Origin of the sequence: Gordonia sp. CPCC 206044, assembly GCF_048537895.1 — a bacterium.
Lineage (GTDB): Bacteria > Actinomycetota > Actinomycetes > Mycobacteriales > Mycobacteriaceae > Gordonia.
In genome coordinates, this window is the sequence record NZ_JBCLVL010000022.1 from 1 (window position 1) to 14,491 (window position 14,491).

The 14,491-nt window shown below is 67.4% G+C and carries 14 protein-coding genes; 8 read left to right on the plus strand and 6 right to left on the minus strand.

The window, feature by feature from the left end; all coding sequences use genetic code 11:
• On the minus strand, positions 1–1,770 hold a 1,770-nt coding region (locus tag AAFP35_RS24455; RefSeq protein WP_419224279.1), incomplete at its 3' end, for an MFS transporter.
• 99 nt (positions 1,771–1,869) lie between these two features.
• On the opposite strand from AAFP35_RS24455, the gene AAFP35_RS24460 reads away from it, so the two are divergent.
• Together AAFP35_RS24460 and AAFP35_RS24465 are read left to right on the plus strand one after the other, a co-directional pair.
• Positions 1,870–2,349, plus strand: coding sequence for a MarR family winged helix-turn-helix transcriptional regulator (locus AAFP35_RS24460; protein WP_419224280.1), 480 nt, complete (start codon positions 1,870–1,872; stop codon positions 2,347–2,349).
• Positions 2,350–2,443: 94 nt separating this feature from the next.
• Entirely contained in the window at positions 2,444–3,304 is an 861-nt protein-coding gene (locus AAFP35_RS24465; protein WP_419224281.1) for an SDR family oxidoreductase, read from the plus strand.
• A gap of 338 nt (positions 3,305–3,642) precedes the next feature.
• On the opposite strand, the gene AAFP35_RS24470 is transcribed toward AAFP35_RS24465, so the two are convergent.
• Positions 3,643–4,296 carry an O-methyltransferase gene (locus AAFP35_RS24470; RefSeq protein ID WP_419224282.1) on the minus strand — a complete coding sequence of 218 codons (654 nt, stop codon included), beginning with the start codon at positions 4,294–4,296 and terminating at the stop codon, positions 3,643–3,645.
• 9 nt (positions 4,297–4,305) lie between these two features.
• Entirely contained in the window at positions 4,306–6,351 is a 2,046-nt protein-coding gene (locus tag AAFP35_RS24475) for an alkaline phosphatase family protein (protein WP_419224283.1), read from the minus strand.
• A gap of 34 nt (positions 6,352–6,385) precedes the next feature.
• Here AAFP35_RS24475 and AAFP35_RS24480 point away from each other — a divergent pair, with 34 nt between their 5' ends.
• The 3 genes from AAFP35_RS24480 (at position 6,386) to AAFP35_RS24490 (ending at position 8,998) form a co-directional block, all read left to right on the plus strand.
• Entirely contained in the window at positions 6,386–7,213 is an 828-nt protein-coding gene (locus AAFP35_RS24480; RefSeq protein ID WP_419224284.1) for an MBL fold metallo-hydrolase, read from the plus strand.
• 118 nt (positions 7,214–7,331) lie between these two features.
• Positions 7,332–8,162: a sulfurtransferase gene (locus tag AAFP35_RS24485; RefSeq protein ID WP_419224285.1), complete on the plus strand. Its 831-nt coding sequence runs from the start codon at positions 7,332–7,334 to the stop codon at positions 8,160–8,162.
• 125 nt (positions 8,163–8,287) lie between these two features.
• Complete coding sequence (locus tag AAFP35_RS24490) at positions 8,288–8,998, plus strand: type 1 glutamine amidotransferase domain-containing protein (protein ID WP_419224286.1); 711 nt, start codon at positions 8,288–8,290, stop codon at positions 8,996–8,998.
• 94 nt (positions 8,999–9,092) lie between these two features.
• Here AAFP35_RS24490 and AAFP35_RS24495 read toward each other — a convergent pair whose 3' ends face one another.
• Positions 9,093–9,815, minus strand: a complete 723-nt coding sequence (locus AAFP35_RS24495) for a hypothetical protein (RefSeq protein WP_419224287.1) — start codon at positions 9,813–9,815, stop codon at positions 9,093–9,095.
• A 216-nt stretch (positions 9,816–10,031) separates the two neighbouring features.
• On the opposite strand from AAFP35_RS24495, the gene AAFP35_RS24500 reads away from it, so the two are divergent.
• Positions 10,032–10,265: a hypothetical protein gene (locus tag AAFP35_RS24500; RefSeq protein ID WP_419224288.1), complete on the plus strand. Its 234-nt coding sequence runs from the start codon at positions 10,032–10,034 to the stop codon at positions 10,263–10,265.
• A gap of 260 nt (positions 10,266–10,525) precedes the next feature.
• Complete coding sequence (locus AAFP35_RS24505; protein WP_419224289.1) at positions 10,526–10,948, plus strand: PPOX class F420-dependent oxidoreductase; 423 nt, start codon at positions 10,526–10,528, stop codon at positions 10,946–10,948.
• Between the two features lie 28 nt (positions 10,949–10,976).
• Here the strand turns inward: AAFP35_RS24505 and AAFP35_RS24510 are convergent, their stop codons facing one another.
• Positions 10,977–11,855, minus strand: a complete 879-nt coding sequence (locus tag AAFP35_RS24510; protein WP_419224290.1) for a siderophore-interacting protein — start codon at positions 11,853–11,855, stop codon at positions 10,977–10,979.
• 92 nt (positions 11,856–11,947) lie between these two features.
• A complete protein-coding gene (locus tag AAFP35_RS24515; RefSeq protein WP_419224291.1) occupies positions 11,948–13,021 on the minus strand; it encodes a GlxA family transcriptional regulator in 1,074 nt (357 codons plus the stop codon).
• Positions 13,022–13,058: 37 nt separating this feature from the next.
• Between AAFP35_RS24515 and AAFP35_RS24520 the strand changes: the two genes are divergently transcribed.
• Positions 13,059–14,390 (plus strand): DJ-1/PfpI family protein, encoded by a 1,332-nt coding sequence (locus AAFP35_RS24520; protein ID WP_419224292.1) that lies wholly within the window; start codon positions 13,059–13,061, stop codon positions 14,388–14,390.
• Positions 14,391–14,491 lie beyond the last annotated feature (101 nt).

The following is a 14,491-nucleotide window of genomic DNA, read 5'->3' on the forward strand; positions in this document are numbered from 1 at the left end:
GCCGTCGGTGGCGACGCTGGCGGTGCCTGCTTGGTGGCCGCGGGTGTCGGTGACCGTGACGGCCGCGGTGTCGAGTACCGCGCCGTCGGGTGCGGTGATCCGACCCGCGATACGCGGGCGGTCTCCCGGGCGTTCATCGGGGACGGGCGACGTCAGCCGGTGTCGTGCACGGCCTGGGTCGGTGTCCTCGATGGCGTCCGTGATCGGTGCCGGGTCCACGCTTTCCGTCGGTGCCGAGACCGCGGCGACCTCGGCCTCGGTGGGCTGGGGTCCGGTGGGTTGGGCTTCGGTGGGTTGGGTTTCGACGGCGTTGGCGGCCCGCTTCTTTGCAACGGGGATGAACAGGGTGATCGCGACACCGACGAAGGCGGCGATCGCACCGATCAGGAAGCACCACTGGAACGCGCTGTGACTCGGCACCTCCGCCGGGCCGAAGGTCACCGTGGAACTCGTCAGGACCAGTGCCATCACGGCCGACGCGCTGGTGGTGCCGATCGAACGCATCAGGCCGTTCAGGCCGACGGCCGCGCCGGCCTCCTTCATCGGCACGGCGCCCATGATCAGCGTCGGCATCGCGGCGTAACCGATACCGACACCGGCCGAGCTGATCACCGCGGCGAGTCCCAGCTGCCAAGGGGCATTCATCAGCATGAATGCGCCGAGGTAGCCCACGCCGAGAACGGTGGCGCCGATCGCCAGGGTGAACTTGGCGCCGATCGTGTTGATCAAGGTGCCCGACACCGGAGCGAACACCAACATCATCAGTCCGCCGGGTGCCATCCACAGACCTGCGGCGAGAAGCGACTGTCCGAGACCGCCGACGGCTTCGGGCATCTCGAGCAGCTGCGGGACCACGATCATCTGCGCCATCATGCCGAAGCCGATGGCGATAGCCGCGACGTTCGTCAGCAGCACTGCGGGACGAGCGGTCGTCCGTAGATCGACGAGCGGCTCGGAATGACGCAGCTCGAAGATTCCCCAGATGATCAGCACCGCGAGCCCGCCGAACAGCACGCCGAGAGTGGTGCCTGAGCTCCACCCCCAGTCGTTGCCCTTCGAGACACCGATCAGCAGACCGGCCAGACCGATCGCCAGTCCGATGGCGCCGATGACATCGAAATGTCCGCCCGAGCTGTCGTTGACGTGGGGGACCATCAGCGCCACGAGGATCGTGACCACGACCGCGAGGCCGCCGGACACCCAGAAGAGCGCGTGCCAGTCGAACTGCTGCGCCACCCATGCGGCCAGCGGCAGCCCGATGGCGCCGCCGACGCCCATCGTCGCGCTCATCGCGGACACGGCCATCGACGTGAGGCGCGGGGGCGTGACCTCGCGCATCAGGCTGATGCCGAGTGGGATGAAGCCCATGGCCATGCCCTGGATGGCACGACCGACGATCATCGGGACCAACGACGAGCTCAGGGCGCACACCAGGCAGCCGATGATCAGCAGAATCGAGCTGGCCAGAATGACGCGTTGCTTGCCGAGCATGTCGCCGAGGCGGCCGGAGATCGGCATCGCGACGGCCGCGGCGAGCAGTGTGGCGGTCACGACCCACGATGCGTTCGACGGCGTCGTGTTCAGCAGTTCGGGCAGCTCGGGCTGGATCGGGATGATCAACGTCTGCATCAGTGATGCGACGAGGCCACCGAAACACAGCACGGCCACGACTGCCATGGCTGCGCCGGTGTGCTTGTCGTCGGTCAGTTCACTGTCCACCGGCACGGTCTGATCCGTCGCCGGGGCCTCGCCGGTTGGCGTAGTGGTCATTGGGCACCCTCCTTGGGTTATGTACCCTACATATGTATGGTGCACATGCCAACTCGAGGGTATGTTGGCCGTTGAAATCGGACATGGGAGGTCGCAGGTATGCCCGGTGCGGGGGATGAGACGTTCTGGGAGTCGCCTGTGTTCCGAGACCTGGCCGAGGAACTACTCCGGATGAGCAGGCGGCGCACGAACATCTTCACCGGCGCCCGGTTGGAGAACTCGGCCTTCAGCATTCTCTGGACGTTGTCCGACGGCCGACCGCGCACCTTGCGCGAGCTCAGCGACGAACTCGATCTCGAACAGTCGACGGTGAACCGGCAGGTGAACGCGGCGATCAAGCACGGATATCTCGAGCGTTTCGAGGTGCCGGGTCAGCTGAGTCGGCTCATCCGTCCGACCGCGGAGGGTTCCGAGGCCTTCGAGCACGACGGAATGCTGCGTGCTCAGCGACTCATCCGGGTCTTCTCCGATCTCGCGCCCGGGACGCCGGAGTCGTTGCTCCACGAATTGCGGGCGTTCAACGACGCGTACGAGCGGACCGACGCCCGCCAGCATCACCAGGAACCAGCCGCCCGCTGACGACGTCGGTGGACGTTCGCCGACCGAGGTGAGTCGGTGCCGACGATCCGGCCACATGCGGCGTCGGTGGGGGAAATCGCACGAAGGGGTGGCAATGGGTGTTCACGCGGTGACCGGGGCTGCTTCCGGCATCGGGCGCGCGGTGGCCGATCGGCTGCGGGCCGATGGGAATCGAGTGGTGACCGTCGATTTGCACGACGCGGACGTGATTGCCGACCTGTCGACTGCGACGGGGCGCCGGGCGGCGATCGAGGGAGTACTCGACAGCGCCGGCGGCCGTCTCGACGGTGTCGTGCTGGCGGCGGGTCTCGGGCCTGCCAAGGGACGTGAACGGATGATCGTCGAGGTGAACATGCTGGGCGTCACCGAGTTGTTGGAGGGATGGCGGTCGGCGTTGGCGACCGCAGGTGATGCGAAAGTGGTTGTCTTCGGATCAAATTCGACCACCACGACACCGTTCGTGCCGCGTCGCGCCATCGGCGACCTGCTCGACGGCGACGTCGACGCCGCGGTCCGCAAGGTCCGTCGTCGCGTGGGTGTGTCCGGTCCGGTCGCCTATGCCACGTCGAAAATCGCGGTGACACAGTGGAGTCGGTCGAAGGCGGTCGCCGACGAGTGGGCGGGTGCGGGTATCCGGCTGAACGTGATCGCGCCGGGCCCGGTGCTGACGCCGTTGCTGCAATCCCAGCTGGACAGCTCGACCGGCTCTCAGGTGCGCTCGTTCCCCTTGCCGAGCCGCCGCTTCGGCACACCCGAGCAACTCGCCGACTGGGTTCTGATGATGCTCTCGCCGTCGGCCGATTTCTTGGTGGGCAGCGTCATCGTCGTCGACGGTGGCACCGATGCCCTCATCCGGACCCGATCCTGGCCTCGGCCCCTGCCGGTTCGTGCGGTGCCTCGGTTCCTCTGGCAGATGTACCGGGCACCGCGAGACGGGCGTGTCGCCACGTACTGATCCGGCCTTGATCTCGATACGCGTCCTCGGCTGGCGCCTCGGTCGCTACTCGATCAGCGGGTCTTGTGCTGTCGGGTCGGTGCTTCGGTGGCTGTTCGATCAGCTGGTCTTGTGCTGGCCGAGTAGGCGAGATCTTCTGCTAGTCGAGTTGGCATCGTGCGCGGTGATGGTGCCGGTGTCTTTTGCTGATCCAGTAGGCACCGAGCGCAACTATCGCGCTGGAGTCTCTTGCTGATCGAGTAGGCACCGAGCGCGGCGGTGGCGTCGGTGTCTTTTGCTGATCGAGTAGGCACCGAGCGCAGCGAGGCGCCGTATCGAGATCTGGGGGGCGCGATCGGTCACACCCGGCAGGAGAGCTCCATCGTGTCGGCGCGTTTGCCCGGGAAGTTGATGCTCGTGTAGCCGTTGCGTGGATCGCGCACTCGATCCAGATACGGAGCGGCGGCAGGGCTTTCGGTGTTGTCGGCGACGAGGAGCGTCCCGACGGGCAGCCGTGGTTCCAGCAGTTCGAGGACCGGCAGGTACATCTCTTTCCAGCCGTCGAGGAACACGAAACCGACGTCGCCGTCGATGGTCGCGAGGGTTTCGAGGGCGTCACCCTCGAGGATGGTGACCACATCGTCGAGTCCGGCCTCGACGAACGTCGACGACGCGGCCGCGATCTTCTTGGCGCTCAACTCGGTCGTGTAGACACGTCCGAAACCGTTGTCGCGCACCGCGGCTGCCAGATGCAGTGTCGAGATGCCGTAGGACATACCGAACTCCACCACGATCTCCGGTCGGGTGGCACGGATCAGTGAGTACATCATCTGCGCACCGACCGGGCTGACAGGCATGTAGATGTCCTGCGCCTGCTCCGCTCGCTCGGCGGCCGAGCCGGTCATCGCGGGCCGAGGCTGTCCGGGCGGACGGTCGGCGAATTGTGCGGCCGCGTTGTCATAGAGGCGGGCGACGATGCCCGCGACGGGTTCGGTGTCCAGGGTGGTCGTCATGACCTCACGCTAACCAACGTGGCTGTCCGGCCGCTGTGTATCGGCTGTGTCGGCGGCCGCTGTCACCACATCGCCGTGTGCGCGGACCTGTCTCAGGTCACGCCAACCGACCAACACCCGATGGACCGCTTCGGCGCCGTGCAGCGGATCGGGTGGATCGGGCAGCGTGATCGGGTGGAGCAGGAACGGGGTGCTCTGCGGTCCGCCCATCCCGCCGTGGGAGCCGACCTGTTCCTCGAAGGCGGCGATTTCGTCGGTCTCCGGCCAGTAGGCGCCACCGACCATGATGTCGGCGACGTTGTCGAACGTGTCGGTGCGCCGGATCTTGTCGAGGGCGTCGGCACCGAAGCCGGCAAGCGGATCGACGCCGGTGACGTCGCCGGTCGCCACGTCCACCGTGCCGTCGGCGCCGAGGACCACCGAGCCGCCGTCGCGGCGTGCGACCAACAGGAAACCGATACCGGGGTGGGTGCGTAACGCGTCGAGAAGTCCGGGAAAGCTGCTTTCGATGGCGGTGACGTCGGCGCGGCCGGGGATCGTCGGAAAGCTGACGAGTCCGAGATTTCCGGAACCGAGAACCACCGGGCGGGAACCTTTTTCGACTGGCTCCTCGGTGGTGCTCGACCCGATGCTGGCCGTGGCGTACAGCCTGCCCTCCGCGTCGGCCTGGGACGTGCCTGAGGCGTCTGCCGACGGTGACGGGTCGCCGGCGAGTCGATGGACGAGCTGTCGCAGGGACTCACCGTGACGTTGTCGAAACGTCGCCCCCTGGCTTTGCCCGTGGTCGGAGAGCAGAACCACGTTGTACTCCCGATCTGCCTGCTCCACCGCAGCCAAGAGGAGGCGCACCGTCTCGTCGATCTTGGTCAGTACCGCAAGGGTTTCCGGGCGAGAGATGCCGGAATGATGGGACACCTCGTCGTAGCCGATGAGGTCGGCGTAGATCACGCTGCGGCCGTTGATCAGGTCACGGACGACGGCCGCGACGGTGACGTCGCCGGCGACGACAGTGGTGAATGCGCGGACGAACGGGTAGACGCCGCCGCGCGGGACGCGGGGTCGGATGTCGCGTCGCCGTTGTCGCCACGATTGCCGGAGCTCGCGTTGGATCTCGGCCACCATGCGCACCACGGTGCGCAGCGCGTTCGACGGGTCGAGGAAGTAGGACGAGTACCCGGCACCGCCGCCGAGCCGTGCCCCGCGCATCCTGCTCACCACGAGCACGTTGTCGTCGGCTCCGCCGGTGAAGAGGTTCCCGCGGCTCGCCCCGTCGGTCGCGAGCAGTCCGGGGATGTCGGCACGTTCGATCTCGCGCTCCTCGTTACTGCGCGGGTCGCTGAACACCGCGATGGTTCCGGTCGTCTTGTCGTACCACCGAAATGCCGGCACGTTGTGGTTGGAGCCGTGCAGGATTCCGAGTTGGGATGCCCCGGTCTGACTGCTCCAGTCGGTGTGCCACGGCGTCAAACGGTGGGTTTCGCGGACGAGTTTGGCGATGGTCGGCGTCACGCCGTCGGCGATGGCACGCCGCAGGACCTCGTGGCCGAGGCCGTCGATCTGCAGACACAGGAGTCCGGGTTCGCGGTGTACCTCCGCGAGATTTCGTCGTCGAAAGCGTTGTCGGCGCACCTGCATGAGTCGATAGGACGTGTCCGACCGGGACGCGATGGCACCGCCGACGATGGAGGTGAACAACGACAGCAGCGCCGCCATGATGAAGACGTCGACGGTGTCATGGACGGTGGCGATCGGCACCAGCCACAGCGCGAGCAACAGCAGTGCGCCACCGGAGGCGAACACCAGCCCGAACAGCACCACCGGCCCCACCCATGCGATGGTCCGCACGATCGCGGGCCACAACAGCGCATTGAGCACGCCGAACACCAACGCCACCACCAATGCCGCGGGCAGGGTGGTCGCCTGGCCGCCGACGGTCAGCGAGTCGAGGTCCACGCCGTCGAGGATCGAGTCCAGGACGAGCAACGCGAGGGCCGACGACAGCCACAACACGAGGAGCTCGATGCCGAGACCGAGGATTCTGGCTGTGCTGCGCATGGCGTCCTTCCGCTTGCCTTGGGATGGTAGTGGTATGGCACAGACATCGGGGGCGCACACGGATGGCGGCTCTCGGCTGCGCTGGCTCGGTCACGCCACCGCACAGATCACCGACCGCGGCACCACCGTGCTCACCGACCCGGTGTTGACCTCGCGGGTGGCCCACCTGCGTCGTCGCCGGGGCGCCACCCCGTCGACAGAGGTGACGCAGGAGACCGATGTGGTGGTGCTGTCGCACCTGCACGCCGACCACACGCATGTGCCGTCGTTGCGGAAGATCGGTGACGACGTACCGATCGTGGTGCCGCGGAGGGCTCCTGATGTGTTGCCCGCTTTGCGCGAGGTCGGGTCACGGCTGGTCGAGATGTCGTCGGGAGACGAGTTGCGCTTGGGCGACATCGCGATCCGTGCGGTGCCCGCAGAGCACGACGGACGCCGCTGGCGCCACGGGCCGCACGTCACGATGGCGCTCGGATATGTCGTGGTGGGGGATCGGACCACCTATTTCGCCGGTGACACCGACGTGTACCCGGAACTCGACCAGTGGGTGCATCGGCCGGATGTGGCGTTGTTGCCGGTGGGCGGCTGGGGTCCGACGCTCGGCCACGGCCACATGGATCCCGAGCGTGCGGTCACCGCAGCGCAGGTCATCGAGGCCGACTTGGCGGTGCCGATCCATTTCGGGACCCTCTGGCCGATCGGGTTGGACCGCGTGCGGCCGTCCCGCTTCCACGATCCGGGTGCGGAGTTCGTCGGACTCGCCGAGGAGCGTGGCGTCCGTGCTGTCGAGTTGTCGCCGGGCGACGGACTCGACGACAACGACGACGCAGAACACGGCGACACAGAAGACGACGACGATTGACGATGCTGGGGACGGCTGCGACAGCATCGACACGGGGGAACCACCCGGTACAGGCCCGGAGTCGGTGATGCGCAACCGCCGCGAGGTCGTCGGTGCTCGCAGATGCGATGATCGGTTGATGCTGATCACCGTCGACGAACTCACCGAGGCCATGCTGTCCGATCGTCCGCCGGTGGTTCTCGACGTCCGATGGCAGTTGGGTGACGACCGCGGTCGGGATCACTACCGAGACGGCCACATCCCGGGCGCGGTCTACGTGGATCTGGACACCGAACTCGCGGCGCCGGCATCGGCGGCTCGGGGCAGGCATCCACTGCCCGATGCGGCCGAGCTGCAAGCTGCGGCGCGACGCTGGGGGATCGACGACGGGTCGCCGGTGGTGGTCTACGACGACATCGGCAATCTCGCCTCCGCGCGCGCCTGGTGGTTGTTGCGCTGGGGAGGTCTCACCGACGTGCGCATGCTCGACGGCGGGTTGGGCGCTTGGCGGTCGGCCGGCCTACGGCTGTCCTCAGGCGACGCGACACCGCGATCGGGCTCGGTCACGCTGTCGTCCGATCGGATGCCGGTCGTCGACATCGATCAGGTCGCCGACACCACGGCAGTCGTGGTGGATGCCCGTGCGCCGGAACGATATCGGGGTGAAGTGGAGCCGGTCGATCCGCGCGCCGGGCACATCCCTGGCGCGCGCAGTGCACCCACTGCCGCCAACCTCGCCGCCGACGGCACGTTCCTGTCCCCCGATCGTCTGCGAGAACGATTCACCGAGTTGGGAATTCGAGACGGCGACGACGTGATCGCCTACTGCGGATCCGGAGTCAACGCCGCGCATGAGATCGCTGCGCTCGAACTCGCCGGGATCCCGGCCGCCTTGTTCCCGGGATCGTGGTCGCAGTGGTCGGCGGATCCGGCTCGTCCGGTGCACGTCGGGCAGGACGCGGATCGCTAGCGGCGTCCGTGCTGGGCACGCCTGTGCAGGGACCGACGCGGGCCCCCGACGTCGGAGATCTCGGTACGTTGGCAGTGCAGGGTTCAACAGCCGACCGAATGATCCCGACGAGCGAGGAGAATCCCATGCCTCACAAGGTGCTGTTCATCATGACCGGGTCCGACCACTGGACGCTGAAGGACGGAACCCGGCATCCGACCGGATTCTGGGCCGAGGAAGCGGTCGCACCGCTCGAGATCCTGAAGGACGCGGGCGTCGAGGTGACTGTCGCGACGCCGGGCGGGGTGCGACCGCCGGTCGACCAGGGCAGCCTGACGGCCGAACGCACCGGGTCCGAGGAGGCAGCCGCGCACATCCGCGAGGTGGTCGAGACGGCGCCGGAGTTCCAGGCCCCCGTCGCGCTGTCGGATGTCCGGGTCGACGACTACGACGCGATCTTCGTACCCGGCGGGCATGGCCCGATGGAAGACCTGGCCGCAGACTCCGACGCCGGCAAGGCTCTGCTGGCCGCGGACAAGGCGCACGATCCCATCGCCATCGTGTGCCACGGGCCCGCGATCCTGCTCTCGGCCGCTGATGCCGACGGTGCCAACGCCTTCGCCGGCCGCACCATCACTGCTTTCACCAACGATGAGGAGGAGCAGGGCGGTCTCGCCGACCAGGCGTCCTGGCTGCTGGAGGACCGTCTCACGGATGCCGGGCTCGACGTGGTCGTCGGGGAGCCGTGGGTGCCGCATGTGCAGGTCGACGGAAATCTGCTCACCGGGCAGAATCCCGCATCGTCGGCGCCCCTGGCGAAAGTACTTCTCGAGCGACTCGGAAAAGGCTCCGGCTGACGCTGATCTGACCCACCCCCGGTACCGACTGCTCATCGTTCGTGGTCGCCGCGCGAGCATTTCGCGGACGAGGGCTCGTTGCGAGCGACGTCACTCACTTCTTCTGCCGTCGACTACCGCCGTGCCAGTCCTCCTGCTCGCCGACATCGTCGACGTCCACACCGAAGGCCTTGAGTTGCGGCTTCTCGCGCAGGCTGCGCTTCAGCTCGGCGAACCCGGGGAAACCGGCGAGTCCGATGACGTGGTCCCACAGCCGTACCGCGTCGTCGTCATCGGGTAGTCGGCTGATCACCGGTCCGAAGAACGCCACCCCTTCGGGTGGTTGGAAGTGGATGATCGGCGTCCCGACGTCGCGTCCGGTCAAGGCGAGTGCCCCGTCTGTCTCGGCTCGGATCTCGTCGTCGAAGGACGGGTCGTCGAGCGCGGCCAGATGATTCGACGGTAGGCCCAGTTCGGCGAGAATCGGGGCGAGAAAACCCTCGGTGCCCCGGATATCGTCGTCGCCCTGCATGTAGGTGCCGGTGTGGCTGTCGAAGATACGGGTGCCGAACGCGCTGTAGAGCGCGTCGATCGGCGCGCGCCCGTGCTCGCGGCGAATGCTCGCGGCTGCTCGCAACAGCCGCAGGCCCGCCGTGTGTCCGGCCTCGTACTCCGGCGGGAAGTGGGAGCGGTAGTCGATGTGCGCGTTGAGTATTCGTAGCGAGATGAATCGCCAGTCGACGGTGTAGTCGCGCTGTGCCTGTACCTTGCGAACCCATTTGCTGGTCATCCAGGCGAACGGGCACACCGGGTCGAAGTAGAAATCGATGTCGGCCATGGCGTGACCATACGCGCCGGACGGGGTGGTCGGGCGGGATCGGGACGTGTGTGCTCGTGGTTCGAGTTGCCCAACCGTCGCTGTGACTCGTTCCACACCAACGAAATTGGCGCTGCGCGCGGCGGGTGTGGAGCCAGGTCGACGCCGCCGGTCATCGGGGCAGGCGGTAGCCTGCGGGACAACGTATGCACGACCGGTGAGGGGTCAGGGGGAGAGATGACAGGAGCCACGCTCAGCAGTCGGTACGAACTGGCTGTCTACGTCCACACGGGTACCTCGAGTGGCGACGGTGGTGATGGATTGTCGGACTGGGTGATCGGTCTCGGTGGAGCGCTCGCCCTCATCGGCGTTCTCCTCGTCATCGCGCTCTACCTGGTCAAGCGCGACAAGAAGACCGACGGAGAAGAGCTAGACACGCGCTCGCAGGCGGCGAGATCACGGGAGCGCTGATCCACGCAGCGTCCGTGTCACGCCCACGTGGGCACCGATGACCTTGCCGCGCGCCAGGTGGCGTCCACGCCTGCCGAGTAGATCGGCGGGCCATGGGAGCCGCGTTCGGCAGGCAAGTCAACTCGATGCCGTCGAACTCCCGAAGCGGTAGGGCGATGTGAGTACGGTGGGGACGTCGACAGCTCTCACCTCGGTGATCGCCCGGCAGCGGTGATCCGCAGTGGAAGCGAACCGTCGCGGCCGTACCGAAAGGACCTCTCATGTCCAAGCCACCTCTCCCCGATGCCGCGAAAGAGCTGCTCGCCAAGCCCAATCCGGCGGTCATGGCCACCGTGCGCAAGGACGGTTCGCCGGTGTCGGCGGCGACCTGGTATCTGCTCGACGGCGACCGGGTGCTGCTGAATCTGGACAACGGCCGGGCCCGCCTCGGACACTTGCGCAACGATCCGCGCGTCACGTTGACCGTCCTCGACGAGGGGAATTGGTACACGCATGTGACGCTGATCGGTCGGGTGGTGGAGTTCCGTGACGACGACGCATACGCCGACATCGATCGGCTGTCGCGACATTACGGTGGCAACGAGTACCCGGATCACGTCCGGCCGCGGACGACTGCGGTGATGGAGATCGAACGCTGGTACGGCTGGGGTGCGCTGAAGGACAACGACCAGGCATCGGGATGACCGAACGGCCTGAGTAGAGACGCGCTCGTCAGAGACCGGCTCGTTCGAGTGCTTCGTCGAACTCCTCGGCGGCTTCTTTCTCGGTTTTCCCTGCGGCGATGGCGCCCTGGTACACCGCGAACAGTTCCTCCCCGTGTTCGGCGTACCGGCGGCCCCACAGCTCGCCGTCGAATCGCCAATAGCCGATGATGTCGTAGGCGTCGCGCCCCCAGCGATGGTGGTGGCGAAGGTGTTTGCGCACGGCACGCGACTGGGCGGCCTCGGCGCCGAACCAGCAGTAGCCGTTCTCCGCCGGGAGTTCGATGTCGGCGACGGCGTCCCCGAGACGGCTCGGCCCCGTCCCGTTGCCGCTGCCGACCAGCGCGGTGACGTCGATGCCGAAGTGATCGTCGATGTAGTCGAGGTCGTCGTCGGAGACCACCTCGACGACGGCCCGCAAGCGTTCCGGGGCGGGGTGTTCCTCGACGATCCGTGCCAGCGCAGGTAGTCCGGCAAGGTCGGCGACCAACAACTCCCACGCCGTCGCGACCGGTGGTCGGTACCAGCCGCGAGCATGCGCCATGACCACCTGCGCGCCCGGCGCGGCGTGCTGGGCCCACAGGGTCGCGGGGCCGCGCGAGTGCACGACGAAATCGACGGACATCGATCGCGTGTGGTGGTCGACACGACGGACCGAGTAGTTGCGGCCCTCCGGGGCCGGGGTCACGTCGTGGTGGGCCCAGGCGCCGTTGCGGAACTGCATCGGTGGCACGGTCTGTTCGCCCGGGCGGGGAAAGTAGATGCCGACGGCTTCGTCCGGTTGGCCGGGCAAGCCGAGGTCTGGAAGATCAGGCACCTCGAAGCGCACCCGACGCAACCTCTCGTTGACGTCGACGACCTCGGTGACACGCGCATACGAAAACCCCATGACGCCGCCAGCGTACGCGGGACCCGCAGCCTCCGAAGGCGTGGTGGGTCCCGGTGAGAGGGCGCAAGCGGCAGCGGACGACGTGACCGTGGTCAGTGCGTCGCGACGCGATGGGTGGTCCGGAACCGTGTCGGTGCGGTGCCGAATCGTGCGACGAAGGATTGGCGCAGGGCCTCTGCCGAGGCGAAGCCGCAGTCATGCGCGATCGCGGTGGCCGAACGGCTCGTCTCGGCCAGCAGTCGGGCCGCCGCGTCGAGACGGATGTCGCGTACGAGTTTCGCAGGGGTGCGGCCCAGGTGTTCGGTACACAGCCGGGCAAGGTGCCGCTCGCTCACCCCGGTCACGGTCGCCAACGACGACGTGGACAGATCGTCGGACAGGTGGGTCAGGATGTGGTCGAGGACCCGTCGGGCGTGCGGTTGGTCGGTGCTCGGCAACGTCGTGTACATGCTCATCTGCGCTTGGTTCCCCGGCCGCTGCAGGTAGGTGACCATGCCCATCGCCACTCGTCGGGCCAGGTCGGCGCCGTTGTCCTCCTCGATGAAGGCCAGGGTGAGGTCGAGTGCCGAGGTGACGCCGCCGGATGTCGCGATGGAACCGTCGCGGATGTAGATGGGTGTGGGATCGACGGTGACGGCGGGGTACCTCCGGGCCAACCGGTCGGCGTAGTGCCAGTGAGTGGTGGCGCGGCGTCCGTCGAGGAGGCCGGCCGCGGCGAGAACCGTTGCGCCGGTACACACTGCGGCGACGCGACGTGCCAGCGGTGCCACCCGGCGCAGATGACCGACGAGGCGGTTGTTGTCCGCGGCATCCTCGTGACCGAGGCCGCCGGAGACCACGAGCGTGTCGAACGGTGTGGTGATGGCGTCGAGTCGGCGTTGTGCGCGCAATTCCAGACCGGAATCCGTGCGCAACGGTCTGCCGATGAGCGTGGCGACGGTGATGGCATAGGGCGGGGTGGCACCCATCCTGTTCGCCATCTCGAAACCACTGGTCACACATGCCACGTCGATCAGCTCGACTCCGTCGTAGCCGAGGACGACGACGCTCCGATCGTCCATGTCGACAAGCGTAGGACGATCCTGCTCGCGGCTGAAGGACGAGTTTCCCAGGATTCCGGACATGAACTCGTCGGGGCCGTGGCATGTGTCGGCGGCTGTGGACACGCTTGATCCATCCGGTTCGACAGAGAGGTGATCCGCCATGGCTCGGTGGAAGGCGATTCTGGTGGTGCTCGGTGTCGCGATCGTCGCCGTTGCCGTGCCGGTGGCGGTCGGGGCGGTCGGCGCGATGTCGGCGGCGCGGGGCGTGTACCCCGAACGCGCCGACGCGGTATCCCTTGCGCATACCGAACCCGCCCACGATCCGACGAAGCCGACGGTGGCCATCGTCGTGGGGCCGACAGGCGCCAACATCGCCGACACGCTCGCGCCGTTCGAGGTGTTGGCTGGCACGGGCGCGTTCAACGTGTACACCGTGGCCCCGACGATGCGTGCCATCACACTCACCGGTGGACTCGACCTGGTACCGCAGCTGGACTTCGCGGGTCTGGATCGGTTGCTGGGACACAGCCCCGACGCCGTGATCGTCCCCGCCCTCCCCGGTGCGGGTGGGCGGGACACCGCGGTCGTGGAGCAGTGGTTGACGCGGCAACGGGCCGATGGGCTCCCGGTGGTGGCCAGCATCTGTGTGGGAGCGGAGGTGTTGGCGTCGGCCGGTATCCTCGACGATCGTCCGGCCACCGCACATTGGTTGGGGCTCATCGGGTTACGTCGCGACTATCCGGACGTAGGGTGGCGCAACGGGGTCCGTTATGTGGACGACGGCGATGTGATCACCTCTGCGGCCGTGCTCTCCGGTGTCGACATCGCCCTGCGCATCATCGAACGCACCCGCGGTACGGCAATGGCACAGGCTGCCGCGCACCGTGTTTCATGGCCCGGCTACACCGCAGGCCGTTCGGCACGGATGTCGCAGTCGGGATTGTCGCCTGCCGACTCCGTCGCGCTCCTCAGCGCCGCCTACCGGTGGGATCGGGGAGACGTCGGGGTGCTGCTCTCCGATGGCGTCGGTGAGATCGAGCTCGCCGCAGCCTTTCGGCCGTACACCGAGTTGTCGTATCTCGCCGAACCGCTGGCCATGTCCGCTGGCTCGCAAGCGGTCACCACCCGGCACGGTCTGACGGTCGTCCCACGAGCCGGCACCGATGCCGACGTGGACCGGGTCATCGTCCCGGGCACCGACGCCGCGGCACGACGTATCGCGGACGGACAGATCGACGAGCGGTCGGTGACCTACCTCAATGACGAGCCGGGGTTCGCTTTCGACGGTGCGCTCCGCGACATCGCACGCACCTACGACGCCGCGACCGCGCGCTGGGTGGCCAAGTCGATGCAGTACCCGGACACCGGCGTCGAGCTCGCCGGTCCCGCCTGGCCGTGGCGGCTGACCGTACGGCCGCTTCTTCTCGCGGTCACCGTGGTGGTGATCGCCATGCTCGTGACTGCACTCGTCGTGCAACGGCGACGGTCCTGACCCGCGTTCGTGGACGATCTCGTTCTGCGCGGATCGCGCAGTTGTCGAAGGTCACACGCCTTTCGATCGTCGTGCGTGAAACGACGCGAACCCTCTGTATG

What these genes read in the sequence shown, in the direction of transcription:
- AAFP35_RS24500 (WP_419224288.1), top strand. Translation starts at nt 10,032, where the DNA reads ATGACAGGAGCCACGCTCAGCAGTCGGTACGAACTGGCTGTCTACGTC.
- AAFP35_RS24495 (WP_419224287.1), bottom strand. Translation starts at nt 9,815, where the DNA reads ATGGCCGACATCGATTTCTACTTCGACCCGGTGTGCCCGTTCGCCTGG.
- AAFP35_RS24510 (WP_419224290.1), bottom strand. Translation starts at nt 11,855, where the DNA reads ATGGGGTTTTCGTATGCGCGTGTCACCGAGGTCGTCGACGTCAACGAG.
- AAFP35_RS24465 (WP_419224281.1), top strand. Translation starts at nt 2,444, where the DNA reads ATGGGTGTTCACGCGGTGACCGGGGCTGCTTCCGGCATCGGGCGCGCG.
- AAFP35_RS24505 (WP_419224289.1), top strand. Translation starts at nt 10,526, where the DNA reads ATGTCCAAGCCACCTCTCCCCGATGCCGCGAAAGAGCTGCTCGCCAAG.
- AAFP35_RS24520 (WP_419224292.1), top strand. Translation starts at nt 13,059, where the DNA reads ATGGCTCGGTGGAAGGCGATTCTGGTGGTGCTCGGTGTCGCGATCGTC.
- AAFP35_RS24460 (WP_419224280.1), top strand. Translation starts at nt 1,870, where the DNA reads ATGCCCGGTGCGGGGGATGAGACGTTCTGGGAGTCGCCTGTGTTCCGA.
- AAFP35_RS24490 (WP_419224286.1), top strand. Translation starts at nt 8,288, where the DNA reads ATGCCTCACAAGGTGCTGTTCATCATGACCGGGTCCGACCACTGGACG.
- AAFP35_RS24480 (WP_419224284.1), top strand. Translation starts at nt 6,386, where the DNA reads ATGGCACAGACATCGGGGGCGCACACGGATGGCGGCTCTCGGCTGCGC.
- AAFP35_RS24475 (WP_419224283.1), bottom strand. Translation starts at nt 6,351, where the DNA reads ATGCGCAGCACAGCCAGAATCCTCGGTCTCGGCATCGAGCTCCTCGTG.
- AAFP35_RS24485 (WP_419224285.1), top strand. Translation starts at nt 7,332, where the DNA reads ATGCTGATCACCGTCGACGAACTCACCGAGGCCATGCTGTCCGATCGT.
- AAFP35_RS24470 (WP_419224282.1), bottom strand. Translation starts at nt 4,296, where the DNA reads ATGACGACCACCCTGGACACCGAACCCGTCGCGGGCATCGTCGCCCGC.